Origin of the sequence: Fibrobacter sp. UBA4297 (assembly GCF_002394865.1) — a bacterium.
GTDB lineage: Bacteria > Fibrobacterota > Fibrobacteria > Fibrobacterales > Fibrobacteraceae > Fibrobacter.
Map to the genome: position 1 here is coordinate 37,595 of NZ_DGUZ01000006.1, position 17,791 is coordinate 55,385.

Genomic DNA, 17,791 nt, shown 5'->3' on the forward strand with positions numbered 1-17,791 from the left:
TAAATTTATAGAGGTTCTTTAAGGGGCTTTTATGGGAAACATCATATTAAAGATTACCGCCTTGGTCTGCGCGATGGCCCTCTGGTTCTACGTCATCTCGCTGAAGGACTTCCAACTGACGATGGAAGTGCCGCTTACGTTCGTGAAGTTGCCCGAAGCGCTCGCGATTGCTTCAAAGCCACCTAGCACTGTTTCGGTGACCGTCGAAGGCAAGCCCTTGGACCTTATCCGCCTGCAGTCGCAAAAGCAGGCCGCGATGGTTGTCGACATGCACCTCGCCGAACTCGGCTCCAAGCGCATCCACCTCGACTCCAAGAACTTCGTGGCCCCGAACTTTGCAACCGTCCACTACGTGGAACCGGATAACCAGTACCTCTTTATCGATGTGGCAGTCGATACGCGCATTGAACGCAACATCCCCATCAAGAGCAACGTGACGTTTGGTGCAGCCCCTGGTTACGTGCTCGTGCAGCAGCCCAAGCTCTTGCAAGAAGATTTGAGAGTTTCCGGCGCACGTAACGCCCTCACGCGAATCATCGACATCCCGACAGATTCCATCTTTATCGATAGCATCAAAGCAAGCGAAACGTTCTCCGTAAAGCTCCAGACAGAACAGTTACCGCCCTTTGTAACGCCTAGCGATACCGTCGCGAAGATTTTCGTCGATGTTCAGAAAATCAAGTCCAAGGAATTCAAGAACATCCCCATCCAGCTGATTGGTTTCTATGACCGCGCCTTGAACTCGCTCTCGCCGCAGCAGGCGACCGTCGAAATCACCGGCGGTGATAAAGTCATCGAAGCCATCAAGCACAACGATATTGAACTTTTTATTGAATACAACCGCTTCGCTATTGAAGATGCGGACAGCCTCGCTCCCACAGTCAAGTTGAACTTGCCGCCCGATATCGACCGCAGCATGTCCATCAAGGCCATCCTTGTCAAGCCAGACAAGATCAAGCTCATCAAGACAAAGACCGAGGACGATAATAAAGACGAGGAATACGGAATATGATTTGGCTTGGAATTGAATCCAGCTGCGATGAAACCGCCTGCGCCGTTTTGCAGGACGAACCCTTAAAAGTTCTTTCGAACCCGCTCTATAGCCAAATTGACGAACACGCCCTCTATGGTGGCGTTGTCCCCGAAATTGCAGCCCGTGCGCACTTGCAAAAGATTGCCCCCATCGCCGAAGCCGCCGTCAAGGAAGCAGGCATCGAGCTCAAGGACATTGACGCCATCGCCTACACCACAGGCCCGGGCCTCATGGGACCGCTTCTCGTCGGTGCTAGCTTTGCTAAAGGCCTCGCCCGCGATTTGAACATCCCGGCCTACGGCATGAACCATCTCGAAGGCCACCTCGCCGCCGCATGGCTCTCTAACCCGGACATCGAACCGCCGTTCTTGACACTCACCGTCTCGGGCGGCCACACGGAACTCGTGATGGAAGAACCGGGATTCAAGTACACAAGCATCGGCCGCACCCGCGATGACGCCGCCGGCGAAGCATTCGACAAGTGCGGTAAGCTCATCGGCCTCAAGTACCCCGCTGGTGCAACGATTAGCCGACTCGGCAAGGACCACAACCGCAAATTCGTAGAATTCCCGCGCGCACTCCACACGCACGACAACTGTGAATTTTCGTTCAGCGGCTTAAAGACCGCCGTGCTCCGTTACACCGAAACGCACGACCCGGAATTTATCCAGCAGAACCTCGGCGACATCTGCGCCTCGCTCGAAGACGCGATTGTCGATAGCCTTGTCACAAAGACCATCAACGCCCTCAAGAAGACGAAGATGAAGACACTCGTGATGGGCGGTGGCGTGAGCGCCAACAGCTGGTTGCGCACACGCTTGCAGGACTACTGCGACAAGAAGGGTATCCGCTTTTGCGTGCCGGACCGCAGCCTGAGTACAGACAACGGAGCGATGATTGCAGCCGCAGCCATCCGCCGCAAGTTGCAGGGCAAGCTCGAATCCATCGACGTCGTAAAGCCTTGGATGCCGCTTGCTATTTAGTAGGCGGTAGACGGTAGGAAGTAGGAAGCAAGAGTTGCTAGTTCTGAGTTACTAGAACTTAGGGTAAATTGCCCCAACCATCATTTCTCAAATGGTTCATGTCGAAAAGTGGGCTATATAATACGTTATGCAGAACAAAAGCGTTGCATATACAGTTTCCGCACATTTTAGCGCTTTTTTGGCGCGTTTTCAGCAGCGCTTTTCAAAAGGACTTTGTTCTTTTTGCATTTTTCATTGTATATTGTTAATATGATTTTGTCGTTCAAACATAAAGTAATGTTTATCCTGAGTTCCACAGTTCTCTGTTGGGCGCAGGATTTGAGCAAGCCGATTAGCGATGTCGACGTGTTCCGCCCCGAAAAGCGCGAAACTAAAGTCCAGCTTGTCGATTCAAGCAAAGCCAACTCCATTATGTTGAACGTTGACATTTTCGGAAGTCTTGATGTGCAGTCCTACTACATCCTCTGGGATAACATCGACCTTTCTGAAGATATCAAAAAAATGATTACGAGCCGAAACTTCGCCCGCGATGAATTCTTTATGCAAAATATTGACCGCGAGCAGTTCGAGCAGGAACGCATGTTGCAGCTTTTCGAAGACAAGAAGCAGGAGTTTTTCAAAATCTTCCCCGACGAAGCGCTCAAGGAGCTCCAAGAAAAGCAAGCTGACGAGTAAGTTTCGCGAAAGACGAGAATCGCCGCCCATGTCATGCCCGCCTACCTGTCCTCGCTTGACGGGGACGAGCGGGCATCTCTGTCCTTGTCATGCCCGCCCCCGAGCGGGCATCTCTGTTCTTGTCATGCCCGCCTCCGAGCGGGCAGCTCCTTTTACTAGATTTTCTAACAACTAATGACCATCGACTAACGGCTAGCAAATGTTTTCGCAAGAACGCAATTTTACAGAATGGCAACTCACGGGCTTTGGCGACGCCCCCGCATACCTCTTCGAGACCATCGGCAGTACGCACAAGCTCATGAAGTCCATGGCAGCCTCTGGCGAAATTGCGCCCGGAACACTCTTTGTTGCCGACTCACAAAGCGAAGGGCATGGTCGCCACGAACGCACCTGGGACTCCCCCGCCGGCAAGAACTTGTACTTCAATATTCTGATTCCGCTTGATGGCGTGCCTGCAAACAACTTCGCACAAATCACGCAAATTGCAGCCCTCACGTTTGCAGAGACTTTCAACAACATTCAAGAAGGCGATGCAATTGCAAGCCGGGATTGCGCAGGCGCACCAAAAATCACGGTCAAATGGCCGAACGACATTCTTTACGGCAAAAGCAAGTTCTGCGGGATTCTCGCCGAAATTGTTTATGTGCGTCCGCAGCAGTCCGAACAACAGCTTGCACCGCAACAAAGAATGCCTCGCCCCGCCCTTTCGATGGGAGTCGGCATCAACGTCAATAGCGAGCCAAGCGATTATGCGCACCTAAACCGCGCCGTCACCACGCTCAAAGCAATCTTCGGGCATTCCATCAACCGCGAAAAACTCTTGCGCGCACTTATCGGAAATCTTGAGCGCGCCATCGGGCAGTTCAAAGCCTTCGGCATCCGCCCGTGGGTCGAAGCCTGGAAACGCATGGACCAGTTCATCGGCGCCCGCGGAACCATCGTTGTGAACAATCACTGCACAGATCAAAACCGAGACTCCGGAGAAGGCGCCATCAAAAAAACAGGCCGCATCATCGACATGAACGATGACGGAAGTCTCCTCTTTGAATGCGATGACGGAACCATTGAAACAGTCATCTCAGCGGACTTGGAAATTTAAGAGAGTTTTATCTCTTAAAATACATCGCGCCAATAAGCGAAACGGCGAGCATCACAATCATCGCGGTAAGGCCCATATCCGCCAATTCGCGGCGTTCGCCCGCAGCACCCGTTTCAATGAGCAAAATGCAGACAAGCGCTAAAGCAGCAGCAACGCCACCCATCAGGTGGAACATCTTGACTTTTTCTTCGTTCGTGAACTTTCCGTTCGGGCGATTAATAAAGGGCATTGACGTCACCTCCCATGCAAATCCAGACGATGAGGCCTATCATCACGAGAGCGCTAATTGCCACATTCGCAAGGAAAAAGTCGCGGTTCATCGCATCCAAATCATTGGACTTTCTGAACAAGTGAATATAGACAATAGCAGCGGTCATGAGTCCCGTAATCACCCACCAAATCCAGCCCATGTTCCAGAAAAATCCAAACACAACACAAAGCACAAGCATTGCCAAATGACTCGCAAGTGCAATGCGCAAAGCCTTTTCAAGGCCAAAGCGAGCGGGCACGGAATGCAGGCCCTGCTTGCGGTCAATTTCAATATCCTGCGTTGCATAAATGATGTCAAAGCCACCCATCCAGAGCATCAGAATGAACAGGAGGAAAATCGGGAACACGGCAAATTCACCACGAACGGCAATCCAGGCACCAAGCGGGCTCATGCCTATCGCAAAGCCAAGGAACCAGTGGCAAAGCCAACTAAAACGTTTCCAGTACGAATACGAGAGCAACAAAAGCCACACCGGAAACGCAAGCGCCCCTGCAAGCGGCTGGAGCATCCACGCAAACACCACAAACAAGATTCCATTCAACGCAAGGAACGCAATCACCGACTTGCGGCTCAGGCGCCCAGAGGGCAAATGGCGCTTTGCCGTCCGCGGATTCTCCGCATCGAACTTGGCGTCTGCAATGCGGTTAAAGCTCATGGCACTGTTACGGGCGGTCACCATGCAAAGCACGATGAGCACGATAATGCGGGCCGTTTCAAAAGCGCTCATGTCTCGGAAACCGTTTGCCGCAACCCACATGGAACCAATGGCAAAAGGCATCGCAAACAGCGAATGGCTCAAACGGACAAGATGTGTAAATTCAAGGATTTTATTCATAGGTTAGTTATTAGTCATTGGTCAATGGTCATTGGTTGTCGTTCCCGCCTTCGTGGATTTGTCATTCCCGCCACCTTTGTCATCCCGGACCCCGTTCCGGGAGGGAATCTCCCGTTCTTCCCGGCCCCACACTTTAGCAACACTCGCGACAAGCGATTGTTCCACACCCAAATGCTTCAAGATTTTCGCGACGACGGTATCCACAAGCTCTTCAACGCTTTGCGGCTTGCTGTAAAACTGCGGCGAAGCAGGAATCACGACCGCTCCCGCCAAGGTCACACACTTCATATTTTCGATGTGGATCAAGTTGTACGGCATCTCTCGCGGCACAATCACAAGCGGGCGACGTTCCTTGAGGCAAACATCCGCCGCACGCACAAGTAAGTTATCCGAAGTCCCAGCCGCAATGCGCCCGAGCGTTCCCATGGAACACGGCACCACCGCCATGCCCGCAATATCGCTAGAACCACTCGCGCATTCCGCAAAAAAATCATCCACGTTGCACACGTCTTTGCAATAGTCGAAAAGCGCACTTTGGCTCTCGTACTCGAGCACCTGTTTGCCAGGGTGCGTCACAATGAGCGTCACCTCATGACCAAAACGCTGTAAGTACATCGCCGTACGGGTCGCATAAATGCTGCCGCTTGCGCCCGTCACTCCTAGCACAAAGCGACTCATGCATTCCCCGGCTTGTGCAAGAACACGCCAAACGAAATTCCGCCATCGAACATCTTGACTTGCTTGACTTCAAAGCCGCATTCTTCTGCCATTTTGCAGAACTGATCGACCGGCAAAAAGCGGATAATCGAATTCACCAGGTATTCGTATGCATCGCGCTTGCCGCTAAAGAAAGCACCCATCACCGGGATGAACAGCGGAGCCAACACTTTATAGAAGAACTTGTTGAACAAGTTTCTCGGCGAGAAAAATTCCAGAACGCAGAGATAGCCACCTTCGTCGAGCACACGGTAAGATTCCAGCAAGGCACCACGGGCGTCCGGCACATTACGCATGCCAAAGCCGTTTAGAATCACGTCGAACTGGCGTTCGGCAAAAGGCATTTTCATGGCATCAAGCTGTACAGCATGCGCATCAATTTTCTTCGGTTTGACTTCAGCGAGCATCCCGTACGAAAAATCACCGATTACAGCAGGGTCTACAACAAAGTCGCGCGACGCCTTGTTTTCCGAAACACACTTGCACGCACACCCGCACTTGCAGCAGCTTTTTCGCTCGAAAATCTTGCGGAACGTGTTGGCAAAATCGCCCGTGCCCCCGCACAAATCGAGCAAGCGAACTTTATTCAAATCGCGCGGCATCCCACACATCATCTTTTTCAAGCGCTTGCAGCAATACCTGCGCCAAAGCACATCCTGATAACAACTCAGAAAGTGATTCAGAAAATCGTAACGGCTCGCAATGCCATCGAACATCTTTCGCACGGGACTTTTCATATAGCAAAATGTAGAAATAAAAAGCGACCTGGATTTTCATCCAGGCCGCAAATTTCATCACGAGCGGCGACGCGTCTCGGCAAGGAGCATCTCGATAACGAGCTTCTCGCCGTATCACTCTCGTTGTTCTAAATTACTGGAACTGAGCCGTAAAGGTAGCGCCTTCCTTCGGTTCAACCAAGCGCGGATTGTCTGCAACGCCATCGCTCCAGCCGGTAAACGCAGCACCAGCGGTCGGAACAGCAGTCAAGAGAATCGGGTTACCTACAAAGAACTTGCCCTTGTAACTCGTTGCGCCACCCGGGAGTGCGGCACCTTCCATAAGCACCGTACCCTTGCCAGAAGCAGCGATAGTCACAGAAGCCATACCGCTCAAACCAAATTCTTCTTCGTATTCCTGAATAACCTTGGAATCACGGCTAGCAGCCCAAGTTTTCAGGCAAGAACCCGTCTTGTCAAAGCCCTTTCCGCAAGAGTTAGAATAATACTTCTCATTCTGCTTGAACTTGGCAAGGTCACGATCCATTTCCTGAGCATCAATCTTAGACGTCATCGCATCGACAATCTTTTCGACATTTGCACTGTTCGTATAGCTATTGAACATCACAGCAGAACGGTTGATGAACATACGCTTGAATTCCGGGTTCTTGATGAGCTGAATATAGAGGTTAGCAAAGCAGCCTTCTTCCTTGCACGGCTTGTTTCCGCCGCCCTTCTTGATCCAAGCGAACATATTGCTGTGCTGGTCAAATTCACCGCCATTCACGCCCCACATCCAATCAAAACCATGGTCAAGGTCGTAAACCATGAACTTCCACGGATGTTCCGGAGCAGACCATGCACGGACGTTATTGTTTGGCCAGTCACCGTTGTGCATATAAATTTCAGCAGCCATGTAATCGGCAAGATTACCCACATCGAGCAAGAGCTTTGCCGAAGCGTAGTTCGCATTGTTTTCGCCGGAGAAATCGTTTGCAGCCACAAAGTGGAGCATGTTCATGTAGGCATCAGTCGTACCGTTGCTGGCTTCAACTTCCTTGCCCAAGTGCTTGATGAAGTTCACCGTATTCGCTTCAATCTTGTAATTCGTTTCTACGTAATGCTTGTTGAAGCGTTCGCGCATATCGTGAATGCCGTAATACTTACCATTGTAGAACACCACCACCTGACGGCTTCTCTGGTAATCCACGCTCGTACCTTCAAGGAGGGCTCCGCCCATGGCATCTTCGATATAGTCGCTCACATAGCGGTTACCGTTGTTGCGGAGGTTGAAGGACTTGTACTTGTCATTCACGCCCTTGCGGGTTTCGAACAACGGATAATTGATGCTACCTTCTTCATATTCTTCGCGGAGGCGGATAGAGACAGACTTCTTGTCGTTCAAGCGGCTATAGCCACCCATGAGTGCGATACCAGCATCCTTTTCCCAAGTAGAGCCATCCTTCGTAGAAGATCCATTTTCGAAGTATTCCACATGGACCGGATATTCCACATCGGCATAGAGGCCGGCGCTGTCCTTGCAGTTCTTCGGAGCATCGCAGCTCGTCTTGATATAATGTTCACGGAAGAAGCTGGAGTCCACGCTGATAGCGACGATCGGCATCTTCACCTGATCTTCGTCAACAAAGAACGTACGGGTCGTTACCGTGTTCGAGATAGCGCCCTTCTTAAACGTTGCGCAGCGGAAAGACATGCTATGTTCAACGCGCTTCGGAGCATTGAATTCCGGAGAATTTTCGGTCGGCACAGAACCATCGGTTGTGCAGCGGAGCGTAACACCTTCCGGGAGAGAAGGCGGGTTCAAAGTAAACGGCTCATTGTAGAAACCGGACTTGAGGCCGCTCATATCGGCAGCCGGGACAATTTCGTCATAAGCCTGCGATGTCGTATTCGGCTGTTCCGGAGTCGGCTTTTCAAAATACTTCCAGTAACCGCCATCGACAATGCCCCAGCTGAGGCCACCCGTCAGTTCCGGATAAGCGACCGAGTCACGGATTCCGTTGAACTTGTCGAGCAAGTAAAGCGTGCCGCCGTTCTTGTCAAGTTTCCAGTTTGTATGCGGGCGCGTATGGCGACCGTTGTTATCGGCAATAGTTACCGCAGAAATATTATTCTTGTCGCAGAAAACAACTCTAAAGGACTTTGCCTTGAGAATGTCGTGGCCAAACACCCACTTGCGCAAGTTCTTCAAATTTTCGACAAGCGTATAGCCCGCCAAATCCACATCCTGATCGCTAGAGTTGTAGATTTCCACCCAAGACGGGTCGTTGCCATTTTCATCAAGGAAATCCAAGTTAAGCGGGGCAATTTCAGTTATACGCAAAGCGGACTGGCCCACCCAATGAACAGTGGTATCGGGCGGCAATTGAACCCAGGTCGTCTCCGCAATGGTATCGTTACTGCTAGTTACGATTTGGATGATTTCCATACTTGAAGAGTACGGAACGCTGGTGCCAGCAGAAGAACCCGGAACAGAGGCACCGCAATTATTAAGTGCAGTACAATCCGGAGAACTCGGCCCATTGAACGAGCCATTTTCATTATCATCAGCACAGCCTATCACAAAAGCTGTACCAAGAACCGCAGCCAGAGAAAGAATCTCTCTAATCCATTTTTTTGAGCGAATCACGGCGACCACCTAAAATAAAGAACACTTTTCCCATAGTTTTTCCATGGGACACCTAAATAATCCATCCAACAACACTAAATTTAGTAGTTTTTTCAAAAAAATAACAGTAATATTCTCTTTACCCTTGACAAGGTGAAAATAAATATCTATAATTGGGTCACCAAAATGGTTCTGTAGCTCAGTTGGTAGAGCAGTGGACTGAAAATCCGCGTGTCGTTGGTTCAATTCCAATCGGAACCACGAAGAAACCTCGGTGAAAACCGAGGTTTTTTCTTTATTTACCACACTTTCGTTGCATGAATTTGCGATGCAAAGTGTTTATGACGTGATATAGCGCACAATTTTCCATCACGTAAGCCAACACGGGGATCAGTAATCCAATAAAGTGACTTGGCTCACACCCTAAAAAACAGCGATATTGCCAAAAGCGATTAGAGCAGGTTCAATTGAAAAAAGATTTTTCCAAAAACCTAGCAGACCTTTTTCACGGGCGGCAAGAGTCCTTTCTTCACGAACTCGCCTTCGGGACGGTAACAGGAATAAAACTCGTCCCAGTGTTCCATCAAAATATCGATGAGTTCCGGCTGGAAATGCGAACCGCTTGATTTTTTCATTTCTTCCTTGACGCGGTCCTCCGGCCAGGCGGGCTTGTAGCAGCGCGGGCTCGAAAGCGCATCCAGCACGTCGGCCACAGCGCAAATGCGTGCAGCAAGCGGAATTTCCTCGCCCTTGAGTTTATCCGGGTAGCCGGTGCCGTCCCAGCGTTCATGGTGGGCGCTCGCAATGTCAGATGCCATGCAGAGCAAGTCCGTCTTGGAATCGCGAAGCAGCGTACGTCCAATAACAGAATGTCTCTTCATGATGCCAAACTCTTCCGGAGTGAGCTTGCCCGCCTTGTTCAAAATCATATCCGCAATGCCGACCTTTCCAAGATCGTGGAGCGGAGCCGCATAGTAAATCAGCTCCTGCTGGTCTGCCGGAAGCCCAAGGTACTTCGCAAGTTTCAAGGAAATCTCAGCCACGCGATGGATGTGGTCGCCCACTTCCTGGCTGCGGAATTCAGAGACTTCACCCAAAATGCGGATAAGTTCCATGTGAGCCGACTTGAGCTCTTCAGCCTTGCGTTCCAGCTGTTTTGCGTAGCGCTCCAGTTTCTGCGCACGAATCGCGGACTCAATCGTCTTTGCAGAATAAACAGAGATAAGCTTCAGTCGTTCGAGGTCCTTCTTGGAGAAGAACACGTTCTCGCCAACCTTGTTAATCGCCTGGAAAACGCCCATCACGCGGTCATCGCTTTCGAGCGGCATCGTCATAACCGAAGTCGTGTGGTAGTTGTTCTTCAAGTCGCTGCGGCGGTCAAACCTTGCATCGCAGTAGGCATCATCAACCAGAAGCGGCTCGCCCGTCTTGAAGGAATACCCGACAAAACCTGCCGAGAGCGGAATGCGAAGTTCGCTTACGCCATGAGCCACCTTGGTCCACAGCTCGTTCTTTTCTTCGTCAATAAGCCAAAGGGAACAGCGGTCAGCCTGCACAATCTGCCGCCCCAAATCAGCCATAAGCACCAAGAGGCTGTCCGTCTCATGTTCGGCAGCAATTTTGGGCATGTACTCGAACAAGAGTGCGGCAACTTCGCCGTCCCCAAGGCCAGTATTGTCATGCTGATAGCTCATACTATGTAAAAAAATAATTAATTCCGCATAAAAAGCAAAGTATCGTTGACGATATTCGATTTTTTTTTCTATTCTTTGCGCACCAATTGGAGGAATAGGCTAATTGGTAAGTCAGCGGTCTTGAAAACCGCCGCCGTAAGGCTTGGGGGTTCGAGTCCCTCTTCCTCCGTAAAAAGCTCCCTTCGGGGAGCTTTTTTAATTCGGAATTAGGAAGTAGGAATTAGTAATTATTTAGTTAGGCGGCTTCGCCGCAATTATTTCAATTCCGAAATCCGAATTCCTAATTCAGACTTCCTACTGTCTACTTCCTACCGCCTACTGCGAAACCCGTCCCAATCCGCGCGACAATCTGCGGCAAAATCGGCAGCCGCCGATGCAGGCTCGTCGTAAAGCAACGTGCAGACCTTGAGCGAAATCTTAAAATCCGCCCCGAATGCCGCCATGCATGCCGAAGTCGTCGCGCCTGTCGTAAAGACATCATCCACGACAACCACGCTCCCACGTGCAGGCATCGCCCGCGGGAAATCCGGTACAAACGCACCCGCCACGTTCAACTCGCGCTCCTCTTTCGATAGTTTCGTCTGCGAAACCACGAACGTCTTGCGCTTAAGCCAACGGCAAACCGAGCCACCGGTTACCGTCGCAAGCGCAGCCGCCAAAAGTTCCGCCTGGTTGTACCCGCGTTCGCGATACCTTGCCCTGTGGAGCGGCACCGGCACAAAATAAAGTGGCTGCGCAAGCATCGAAAGTTCCTGCGCCACAACCCCATGCTTTACCGCCGAAGAATGCCGCACCAGATATGACGCAAGCCCCGGAATGTTCCTGTACTTGAGCGCATGCACAAGTTTGCGCGTCAGTGGACGCATCGGGAACAAACAAAATGTATCGTCATTCGGGAACTTCGAAGAGCACGATTCCCGTGCAAGTTCCGCCGCGCACGCGGGGCAAAGCCACGGATCTAGCTTCTCCGACGAAGATCCGCACCCCAAGCACTCCATCCCAAACACAAAATTTGCCACCGTCCGTAAAACGCCCATAAAGCCTCCTGATAAAAAGCAGCGCAAAATCGCGCCCTATCTCTATAACACGCTTTTTTTAGGCGACTTGCACGGTAAAATTTTATTTTACGAGCCAACTAATGACTAATGACCAACAACCAATAACTAATTACTTATTCCCCTGATACCGGAGGCACATCAAGAGCCCCACGAGGAACATGCACACAAGTGCAAACGAGCCACCATAGGAAAGGAACGGCAAAGGGAGCCCCGTCACCGGCATAAGCCCAATCGTCATCGCAATATTCACCGTGATGTGGAACAAGAAGATTGTCGCAGCGCCCATCGTCACAAGAGTCACAAACGGATCATCGTTCGTCTTACAAATCGAGGAGGCTCGCCACAGGAACAATGTAAACAGGACCAAAACAGCAGCACACCCGACAAAGCCAAACTGCTCCCCGAGCACGCTAAAGATAAAGTCCGTATGTTCTTCGGGCAAAAACGAGAGGTTCGTCTGCGAGCCGTTCCCAAAGCCCTTGCCACCAATGCCACCACTACCGATTGCCGTAAGCGACTGCAACACCTGATAGCCATCGCCAAGCGGGTCACTCATCGGATCCAAAAACGTGTTCACGCGTTTCTGCTGGTGCGGTTCCAGCATGTTCCACACCATTGAACTTGCATACCCCGCCAAAATGTTCGTTGCAATAATCACGCCCGAAAACTTCTTGGACAAGTGCCTGCGCAAAACCGAGAACACAACAAGGCAAATCAGCACTCCCCACAGCACCTGAAACACCATCGACTGCGAATGCGAAAACAGTACCGACAAGACCGGGCTTACAATCAGAAACAAGTCCGTAAACGTAAGCCCCGCAAAAAAGAACCCGACAAGCGTCACAGCCGTAAACACTAGCGCCGTACTCAAGTCCGGTTGCTTCAGCACAAGCAAGAACGGCACAATAAAAAGCCCAAGCGGCACCAAGAATGACTTCAATTTATGCAAACTCACAGGATGTTTCGAAAGCCAGTACGAAATCGTAATCAGGTACGCAATCTTTGCAAATTCCGAAGGCTGCAGCTTGATCACCTTCAAGTCAATCCAACGCCCCGCCCCCTTCACATCGCCCGCAAAAAAGAGCACGAACAAAAGCAGAACAAGCGCAACCACGTAAGACGGCACCGCCGCACGCTTGAGCCAGTCAATTTTCACAAAAACAAGCCCCACCGCAATCGCAATACCCGTCAAAAAATAAATGATTTGCCTAAACCAGTGCGTATCGTAAACGGCCAGTTCCTCGCCCACTGTCGCCGAATACACGAGGAACACGCCAAAAGTCATGAGCGTGAGCGTCACGGCAATAAAGAACCAGTCAAACTTTAACGACTTGTCTTGAATGCGGTCGGTACTCATTGTTGTTCCTCTTCTTCTTTTCCAAAAAATGCCATAAGCACTTTATGCACAATCGGGGCCGCGACAGAGCCGCCGCCGCCGCCAGCTTCGACAATCACGGCAACGGCAATCTGCGGATCTTCCAAAGGCGCTACAGCCGCAAACCAGGCATGCGTTTTCTGCCCCTTTTTCCATTCGCCGGACCCCGTCTTTCCACCCACGCGGATTCCAGGCACAGCACCCTTCTTACCCGTGCCGCCCGGATGGTTCACCACGGAATCCATCGCATTCAGGAGCACACGGTGCGTTTCGGGCTTCATCGTTCCTGGACGGATAATCTCCGGTTTATAACGACGCACAACGTTTCCCTGGGCATCCTGCAATTCCTTCATAAAATGCGGTCTATACACGCCCTTGTTCGTTGCCAGCGAGCCTATGAACACGGCCTGCTGCAAAGGCGTCACCATCTGTCCCTGCCCAATCGAGAGGTTCAAAATAAGCCCGCGAGCCCAACGCCAGCCAAGGCGCTTGTTACGCTTATTGAACGAAGCCGAATCCGGGAGCCACCCCGCACGCTCGCCCGGGATATCTATGCCGAGCAGTTTTTCGCCATAGCCAAAACGCCGTGCAAATTCATTAATGCGCGCCATATCAATTTCAAGGCCTGCCTGATAGAAATACACATCGCAAGAAAGGCGCAGCGCATGCACCACGTTCAAGTTTCCGTGCACGCCCCAGCACCTCTGGTAACGCGCCCCATACTGGTAACCGCCCGTACAAGGCTTCGGATAATACTTCGTCTCCGAAATAATCCCACTTTCAAGGCCAGCGCCAGACGTCACAAGCTTAAAAATCGATGCCGGCGGGTAAACGCCCGAAATCGCACGATTCGTGAGCGGTCGCATCGAATCAAGCGCCACATGCGCCCAACCCTTGTTGCGTTCACGGCGCTTTAAGGAAAAGATATTCGGGTCGAGTCGCGGCGAAGAGACCATCGCAAGGATTTCACCGTTTCGCGGATCCAGCGCCACCAACGCGCCCCTCACCGTATCTGGAATCGCCGCCTCCGCCGCTTTCTGCAACTTCAAGTCAATCGTCGAAACCATGTGCAAGCCCGGTTCAGGCTCAATCATCCCACCCACATCCGAGAGCGTACGCACTTCGCGCCCCGAAGCATTCACTTCCACAAGCTTGAGCCCGTTCTTGCCGCGGAATTCCTTGTCGTATTCCTGCTCCAAGCCCTTTTGCCCCACGCGGTCGCCCTGCGAATAAGATTCGTATTCCGGGAGCTTCAGCTGCTCTTCCGAAATTTCACTCGTGTAGCCAAGCACATGCGAGGCAAGCGTCCCGTACGGATACTCGCGGCGGGATTCAATAATCACCGATACGCCCGGCAGTTCCGTCGAATGTTCTTCAATCACCGCCACCTGCTCCATCGTCGCATCTTCGAGAATGCGGACCGGGCGCGTACGCACCCAGCGGATTCTCTGAAACGCCGTATCAAGCGAAAGCGAATCAAAAAGACGCACGCCAGCCGCATCGCGGATGTTCAAAAGTTTCTTGAAGATGGAATCCCTGGCAGCCTTCTTTCGCGGCATTTCAAGCGCCTGGAGCGCAATCTGGTACGAAGGTCTGTTACGCACCAGCACATTTCCGTTGCGGTCATAGATGTATCCGCGGTCGGCAATCAGCTCGATTCGACGCAAACGGTTATTTTCGGAGCGCTGGAAATTTTCTTCATAATGCAGGTATTGCAACGAAAAAAGCTTGAACAGAATCACCGTAAAGACAATGACCGTCCCTGCCAAAAATATCAGGACGTTCCAGTTCCTACGGACTCGCGCCTCGTTCTCCGAAGTATCGTTATACATCCGACTTCTTCCCCGAAGTGAGATAGAACAAAATACCGCCAATGACCACGGTATAAATGCTTTCCGGTACCGTTTTCGTCAGGAACAAAGTCGTTACGACATCCCTATCTAGCCCCGTAATTAGGAAATAGAACATATCGTTCACATAGAACGCAAGTCCGAGTACGCCCACCTTAGGCGGTAAATTCAACGTGAGGAAGTGTTCCTCGAGCTGCCCTACGGCAAAGCCCACAATCGTCATGGCAATAGTATTGGCGCCAAGCCATTCCACCGGAGCGTACACATCCAACGAAAAACCCGCCAAAAATCCCCAGAAACAGCCCGTAGCGGCCCCATAACGCAGTGCTACGGATACGATAAAGATTAATATAAAATCAGGCCCAACGTCCAAAATTTTAAGCCAGTCGCCAATCGTCGACTGCACAGCAAAAGCGATGACAAACATTAGAAGCGTCTTTAGCCATCCGTAATTACTCATCGAGCAACTCCTGGATAATCCAATCCGGTTCCTTCTGCATCACAAAAACTTCTTCCAGCGTCGAAAATTCCTGGAAAGGCTTCACATCCATAAGGCTCATCACATCCAAATCGGCCTTACGCACCCTGTGCACCGTGCCCACCGGGATACCCTTCGGGAAAATGCCGCCAAGCCCCGACGTAATGAGCGTATCGCCCTCAGCAACGCCCGCATGCGAGGGAATCATCGCCGAAAGCAAATGACCGTCAACAGACTCCAAGAAGCCCACCACGCGCGTACGGCGCTCTAGCACAGAGAGTTTCAGGTTCGGATCCACTAAAAGTTGCACGCGGGAATGCGTCAACGAGGTCTTTGAAATCTTCCCGACAAGGCCATTCATCGACATCACCGGCATGTTCTCCTTCACGCCGTGATGCGTCCCACGGTTAATCACGAGAGTCGTCAGAAAACGCCCGGGGTTATGCCCCACCACGCGAGACGTCACAATCGGGAAATCCCACTTGTCGTCAAAGCGCACCAGCGTATGCAACCTCGCCAACTCCTGCAAGCCCTCGCTCGCGTGGTAAGTCTCCTGACGGAGCCTTGCGTTTTCGGCCTTCAGGTGGTCATTTTCGGCCTGCAAAGACTTGAAGTCGTTCACAGACGCAAGCAACAACTGCACCGGGTAAAACACCGTCGAAAGAGCCTTGTCGACAATGCTTTCACGCACCGCCGTCGAAGACGCATGCATCAGTATCCCTAAAACGAGAAAAAAGGCAAAAGCGACAACGCCATGCCTTTGGGTAAACAAATCGACAATAAAGCGAAAAGCTCTAAGCATCGAAGTGCAAATTCAGAATTTAAGTAGAAGAAGCCACCAAAACAGGACGGTACTTGTCCAAGTCCTCAAGAATGCGGGCTGCACCCCTGCAAACGCAAGTCATCGGATCATCAATCACGTTCACGGAAAGTCCCGTTTCCTTGCGGATGCGTTCGTCAAGACCGCGCAACTGTGAACCACCGCCCGTAAGGATAATGCCCTTGTCGTAAATATCGGCAGAAAGTTCCGGGAGCGTAATGCTCAAGGCCTGCTTCACAGCCCCGATAATTGTCGTTACCGGTTCGTTAATCGCTTCGCGAATTTCGGCACTTCCGACAGGAATCGTGCGCGGCATGCCCTCGATAAAGTCAAGACCCTTGACTTCCATCGTCAATTCTTCTTCGAGCGGGCTTGCAGAACCAATCTGGATCTTGATCTGTTCGGCTGTGCTTTCACCCACGCAGAGATTGTACTGCGTACGCAAGTAACGCACAATCGCCTCGTCCATCTCGTCACCGCCCACGCGCACAGAGCCGTTGCAGTCGGACTTGTTGAGGGCAATCACGGCGATGTCGGACGTACCGCCGCCAATATCCACAATCATGTTGCCCACCGGTTCTTCGACCGGAATGCCCATGCCAATAGCGGCAGCCATCGGTTCATGCACCAGGTGGACTTCCTTCGCACCCGTCATCTTGATGGCGTCGATCACGGCGCGCGTTTCCACTTCAGTAATTCCGTTCGGAACGCCAACCACCACACGCGGTTTTACCATCCACAATGGATAGCGTTGCACACGCGTAATAAAGGTGCGCAAAAGCGTTTCAACAAGTTCAAAATCAGCAATCACGCCATCGCGCATCGGGCGAATAGCGCGGCTTTCGCCAGACGTACGGCCAAGCATCTTCTTAGCCTCGCCGCCAATGGCAGTCACTCGATTGCTCTTACGGTCAACAGCAATCACAGTCGGTTCGTTAATGACAATGCCCTGTCCAGCCACGTGGACTAGCGTATTTGCGGTACCCAGGTCAATACCGATATCACAAGAGAATAGTCCGAACAAAATTTAGCCCTCTAAATAAAAATCCCACAGAACCAAATATAACTAAATTAGGCTCGTTTATAAACTACGGATTTTTATCCTTGCCGAATTTTAGAACCTTGGAATAACGGTCCCAATGGCGCCCATGAACCTCGTAACGATACTTGCGCTTTTCGTACATGGCAAGGTCTCGGTAGATGTAAAAATCGACCTCGGCATACGCCGCATAGATTTCTGCTTCGGCACCTTCGAACAACCTAAAATCACGAACCTTGTAATACGGTTCATCAAGCAAGTCCGCCTTTGTCGCATTCGCATTCAGGGTTTCCGCCACCATAAACTTCAGGTCTTCCTGCAAGTACGTGAGAAGTTTCTTTTCGATGCGTTCCGTCGGTTCAGAACAAGACGAAAGCAATGCAAGAACTAAGAGGAATAAAATTTTTTTCATGCTCATAAAATAAAAAAAGAAACGCACTCAGATGGAGTGCGCTTCAAAAATTGTTGCTAGTGTTTAGTTGTTGGTCATTAGTCGTTAGAATTATCGACTCAAGCCAA

At 51.2% G+C, this 17,791-nt stretch carries 17 protein-coding genes and 2 tRNA genes; 6 read left to right on the forward strand and 13 right to left on the reverse strand.

Annotated features, from left to right (window positions below; genetic code table 11):
* The first annotated feature begins 31 nt into the window (after window positions 1–31).
* The 4 genes from B3A20_RS02155 to B3A20_RS02170 all read left to right on the forward strand — a co-directional run bounded on the left by B3A20_RS02155 (window position 32) and on the right by B3A20_RS02170 (window position 3,790).
* On the forward strand, window positions 32–1,012 hold the full coding sequence (locus B3A20_RS02155; protein WP_290761338.1) for a CdaR family protein: 981 nt from the start codon (window positions 32–34) through the stop codon (window positions 1,010–1,012).
* A complete protein-coding gene (tsaD, locus tag B3A20_RS02160; RefSeq protein WP_290761340.1) occupies window positions 1,009–2,016 on the forward strand; it encodes a tRNA (adenosine(37)-N6)-threonylcarbamoyltransferase complex transferase subunit TsaD in 1,008 nt (335 codons plus the stop codon). The genes B3A20_RS02155 and tsaD overlap by 4 nt, the downstream gene beginning before the upstream one ends.
* A gap of 276 nt (window positions 2,017–2,292) precedes the next feature.
* Window positions 2,293–2,691, forward strand: a complete 399-nt coding sequence (locus B3A20_RS02165) for a hypothetical protein (RefSeq protein WP_290761342.1) — start codon at window positions 2,293–2,295, stop codon at window positions 2,689–2,691.
* A gap of 199 nt (window positions 2,692–2,890) precedes the next feature.
* Window positions 2,891–3,790: a biotin--[acetyl-CoA-carboxylase] ligase gene (locus tag B3A20_RS02170; protein ID WP_290761344.1), complete on the forward strand. Its 900-nt coding sequence runs from the start codon at window positions 2,891–2,893 to the stop codon at window positions 3,788–3,790.
* 7 nt (window positions 3,791–3,797) lie between these two features.
* Here B3A20_RS02170 and B3A20_RS02175 read toward each other — a convergent pair whose 3' ends face one another.
* The 5 genes from B3A20_RS02175 to B3A20_RS02195 form a co-directional block, all read right to left on the reverse strand.
* Complete coding sequence (locus B3A20_RS02175; protein ID WP_290761347.1) at window positions 3,798–4,019, reverse strand: hypothetical protein; 222 nt, start codon at window positions 4,017–4,019, stop codon at window positions 3,798–3,800.
* Entirely contained in the window at window positions 4,006–4,896 is an 891-nt protein-coding gene (locus B3A20_RS02180; protein WP_290761349.1) for a 4-hydroxybenzoate octaprenyltransferase, read from the reverse strand. The genes B3A20_RS02175 and B3A20_RS02180 overlap by 14 nt, the downstream gene beginning before the upstream one ends.
* Before the next feature lie 21 nt (window positions 4,897–4,917).
* Window positions 4,918–5,574 (reverse strand): UbiX family flavin prenyltransferase, encoded by a 657-nt coding sequence (locus B3A20_RS02185; protein WP_290761351.1) that lies wholly within the window; start codon window positions 5,572–5,574, stop codon window positions 4,918–4,920.
* The gene (locus B3A20_RS02190) at window positions 5,571–6,350 is read right to left on the reverse strand and encodes a ubiquinone/menaquinone biosynthesis methyltransferase (protein WP_290761353.1); all 780 of its coding nucleotides are present in this window, start codon (window positions 6,348–6,350) and stop codon (window positions 5,571–5,573) included. Before B3A20_RS02190 ends, B3A20_RS02185 begins: the two co-directional genes overlap by 4 nt.
* A 133-nt stretch (window positions 6,351–6,483) precedes the next feature.
* Window positions 6,484–8,979, reverse strand: coding sequence for a CotH kinase family protein (locus B3A20_RS02195; protein WP_290761355.1), 2,496 nt, complete (start codon window positions 8,977–8,979; stop codon window positions 6,484–6,486).
* Between the two features lie 167 nt (window positions 8,980–9,146).
* Between B3A20_RS02195 and B3A20_RS02200 the strand changes: the two genes are divergently transcribed.
* A tRNA-Phe gene (locus tag B3A20_RS02200) sits at window positions 9,147–9,219 on the forward strand.
* A 230-nt stretch (window positions 9,220–9,449) separates the two neighbouring features.
* Here the strand turns inward: B3A20_RS02200 and B3A20_RS02205 are convergent.
* A complete protein-coding gene (locus B3A20_RS02205) occupies window positions 9,450–10,652 on the reverse strand; it encodes an HD-GYP domain-containing protein (RefSeq protein ID WP_290761357.1) in 1,203 nt (400 codons plus the stop codon).
* An 88-nt stretch (window positions 10,653–10,740) separates the two neighbouring features.
* On the opposite strand from B3A20_RS02205, the gene B3A20_RS02210 reads away from it, so the two are divergent.
* A tRNA-Ser gene (locus tag B3A20_RS02210) sits at window positions 10,741–10,821 on the forward strand.
* A 139-nt stretch (window positions 10,822–10,960) separates the two neighbouring features.
* Here the strand turns inward: B3A20_RS02210 and B3A20_RS02215 are convergent.
* The 7 genes from B3A20_RS02215 to B3A20_RS02245 all read right to left on the reverse strand — a co-directional run bounded on the left by B3A20_RS02215 (window position 10,961) and on the right by B3A20_RS02245 (window position 17,684).
* Window positions 10,961–11,689 carry a ComF family protein gene (locus B3A20_RS02215; RefSeq protein ID WP_290761359.1) on the reverse strand — a complete coding sequence of 243 codons (729 nt, stop codon included), beginning with the start codon at window positions 11,687–11,689 and terminating at the stop codon, window positions 10,961–10,963.
* 130 nt (window positions 11,690–11,819) lie between these two features.
* Window positions 11,820–13,067: a rod shape-determining protein RodA gene (gene rodA / locus B3A20_RS02220; RefSeq protein WP_290761361.1), complete on the reverse strand. Its 1,248-nt coding sequence runs from the start codon at window positions 13,065–13,067 to the stop codon at window positions 11,820–11,822.
* Window positions 13,064–14,917 (reverse strand): penicillin-binding protein 2, encoded by a 1,854-nt coding sequence (mrdA, locus tag B3A20_RS02225; protein ID WP_290761363.1) that lies wholly within the window; start codon window positions 14,915–14,917, stop codon window positions 13,064–13,066. The genes rodA and mrdA overlap by 4 nt, the downstream gene beginning before the upstream one ends.
* Window positions 14,910–15,395, reverse strand: coding sequence for a rod shape-determining protein MreD (gene mreD, locus B3A20_RS02230; protein ID WP_290761365.1), 486 nt, complete (start codon window positions 15,393–15,395; stop codon window positions 14,910–14,912). Before mreD ends, mrdA begins: the two co-directional genes overlap by 8 nt.
* Window positions 15,388–16,215 (reverse strand): rod shape-determining protein MreC, encoded by an 828-nt coding sequence (gene mreC / locus B3A20_RS02235; protein ID WP_290761367.1) that lies wholly within the window; start codon window positions 16,213–16,215, stop codon window positions 15,388–15,390. The genes mreD and mreC overlap by 8 nt, the downstream gene beginning before the upstream one ends.
* 19 nt (window positions 16,216–16,234) lie before the next feature.
* Entirely contained in the window at window positions 16,235–17,257 is a 1,023-nt protein-coding gene (locus B3A20_RS02240) for a rod shape-determining protein (RefSeq protein ID WP_290761369.1), read from the reverse strand.
* A gap of 64 nt (window positions 17,258–17,321) precedes the next feature.
* A complete protein-coding gene (locus tag B3A20_RS02245; RefSeq protein ID WP_290761371.1) occupies window positions 17,322–17,684 on the reverse strand; it encodes a hypothetical protein in 363 nt (120 codons plus the stop codon).
* Window positions 17,685–17,791: the final 107 nt, after the last annotated feature.

Coding starts and splice junctions, on each gene's coding strand:
- mreC (WP_290761367.1), bottom strand. CDS start 16,215: ATGCTTAGAGCTTTTCGCTTTATTGTCGATTTGTTTACCCAAAGGCAT.
- B3A20_RS02205 (WP_290761357.1), bottom strand. CDS start 10,652: ATGAGCTATCAGCATGACAATACTGGCCTTGGGGACGGCGAAGTTGCC.
- B3A20_RS02170 (WP_290761344.1), top strand. CDS start 2,891: ATGTTTTCGCAAGAACGCAATTTTACAGAATGGCAACTCACGGGCTTT.
- mreD (WP_290761365.1), bottom strand. CDS start 15,395: ATGAGTAATTACGGATGGCTAAAGACGCTTCTAATGTTTGTCATCGCT.
- B3A20_RS02245 (WP_290761371.1), bottom strand. CDS start 17,684: ATGAAAAAAATTTTATTCCTCTTAGTTCTTGCATTGCTTTCGTCTTGT.
- B3A20_RS02175 (WP_290761347.1), bottom strand. CDS start 4,019: ATGCCCTTTATTAATCGCCCGAACGGAAAGTTCACGAACGAAGAAAAA.
- mrdA (WP_290761363.1), bottom strand. CDS start 14,917: ATGTATAACGATACTTCGGAGAACGAGGCGCGAGTCCGTAGGAACTGG.
- B3A20_RS02190 (WP_290761353.1), bottom strand. CDS start 6,350: ATGAAAAGTCCCGTGCGAAAGATGTTCGATGGCATTGCGAGCCGTTAC.
- rodA (WP_290761361.1), bottom strand. CDS start 13,067: ATGAGTACCGACCGCATTCAAGACAAGTCGTTAAAGTTTGACTGGTTC.
- B3A20_RS02180 (WP_290761349.1), bottom strand. CDS start 4,896: ATGAATAAAATCCTTGAATTTACACATCTTGTCCGTTTGAGCCATTCG.
- B3A20_RS02155 (WP_290761338.1), top strand. CDS start 32: ATGGGAAACATCATATTAAAGATTACCGCCTTGGTCTGCGCGATGGCC.
- B3A20_RS02165 (WP_290761342.1), top strand. CDS start 2,293: ATGTTTATCCTGAGTTCCACAGTTCTCTGTTGGGCGCAGGATTTGAGC.
- B3A20_RS02185 (WP_290761351.1), bottom strand. CDS start 5,574: ATGAGTCGCTTTGTGCTAGGAGTGACGGGCGCAAGCGGCAGCATTTAT.
- tsaD (WP_290761340.1), top strand. CDS start 1,009: ATGATTTGGCTTGGAATTGAATCCAGCTGCGATGAAACCGCCTGCGCC.
- B3A20_RS02215 (WP_290761359.1), bottom strand. CDS start 11,689: ATGGGCGTTTTACGGACGGTGGCAAATTTTGTGTTTGGGATGGAGTGC.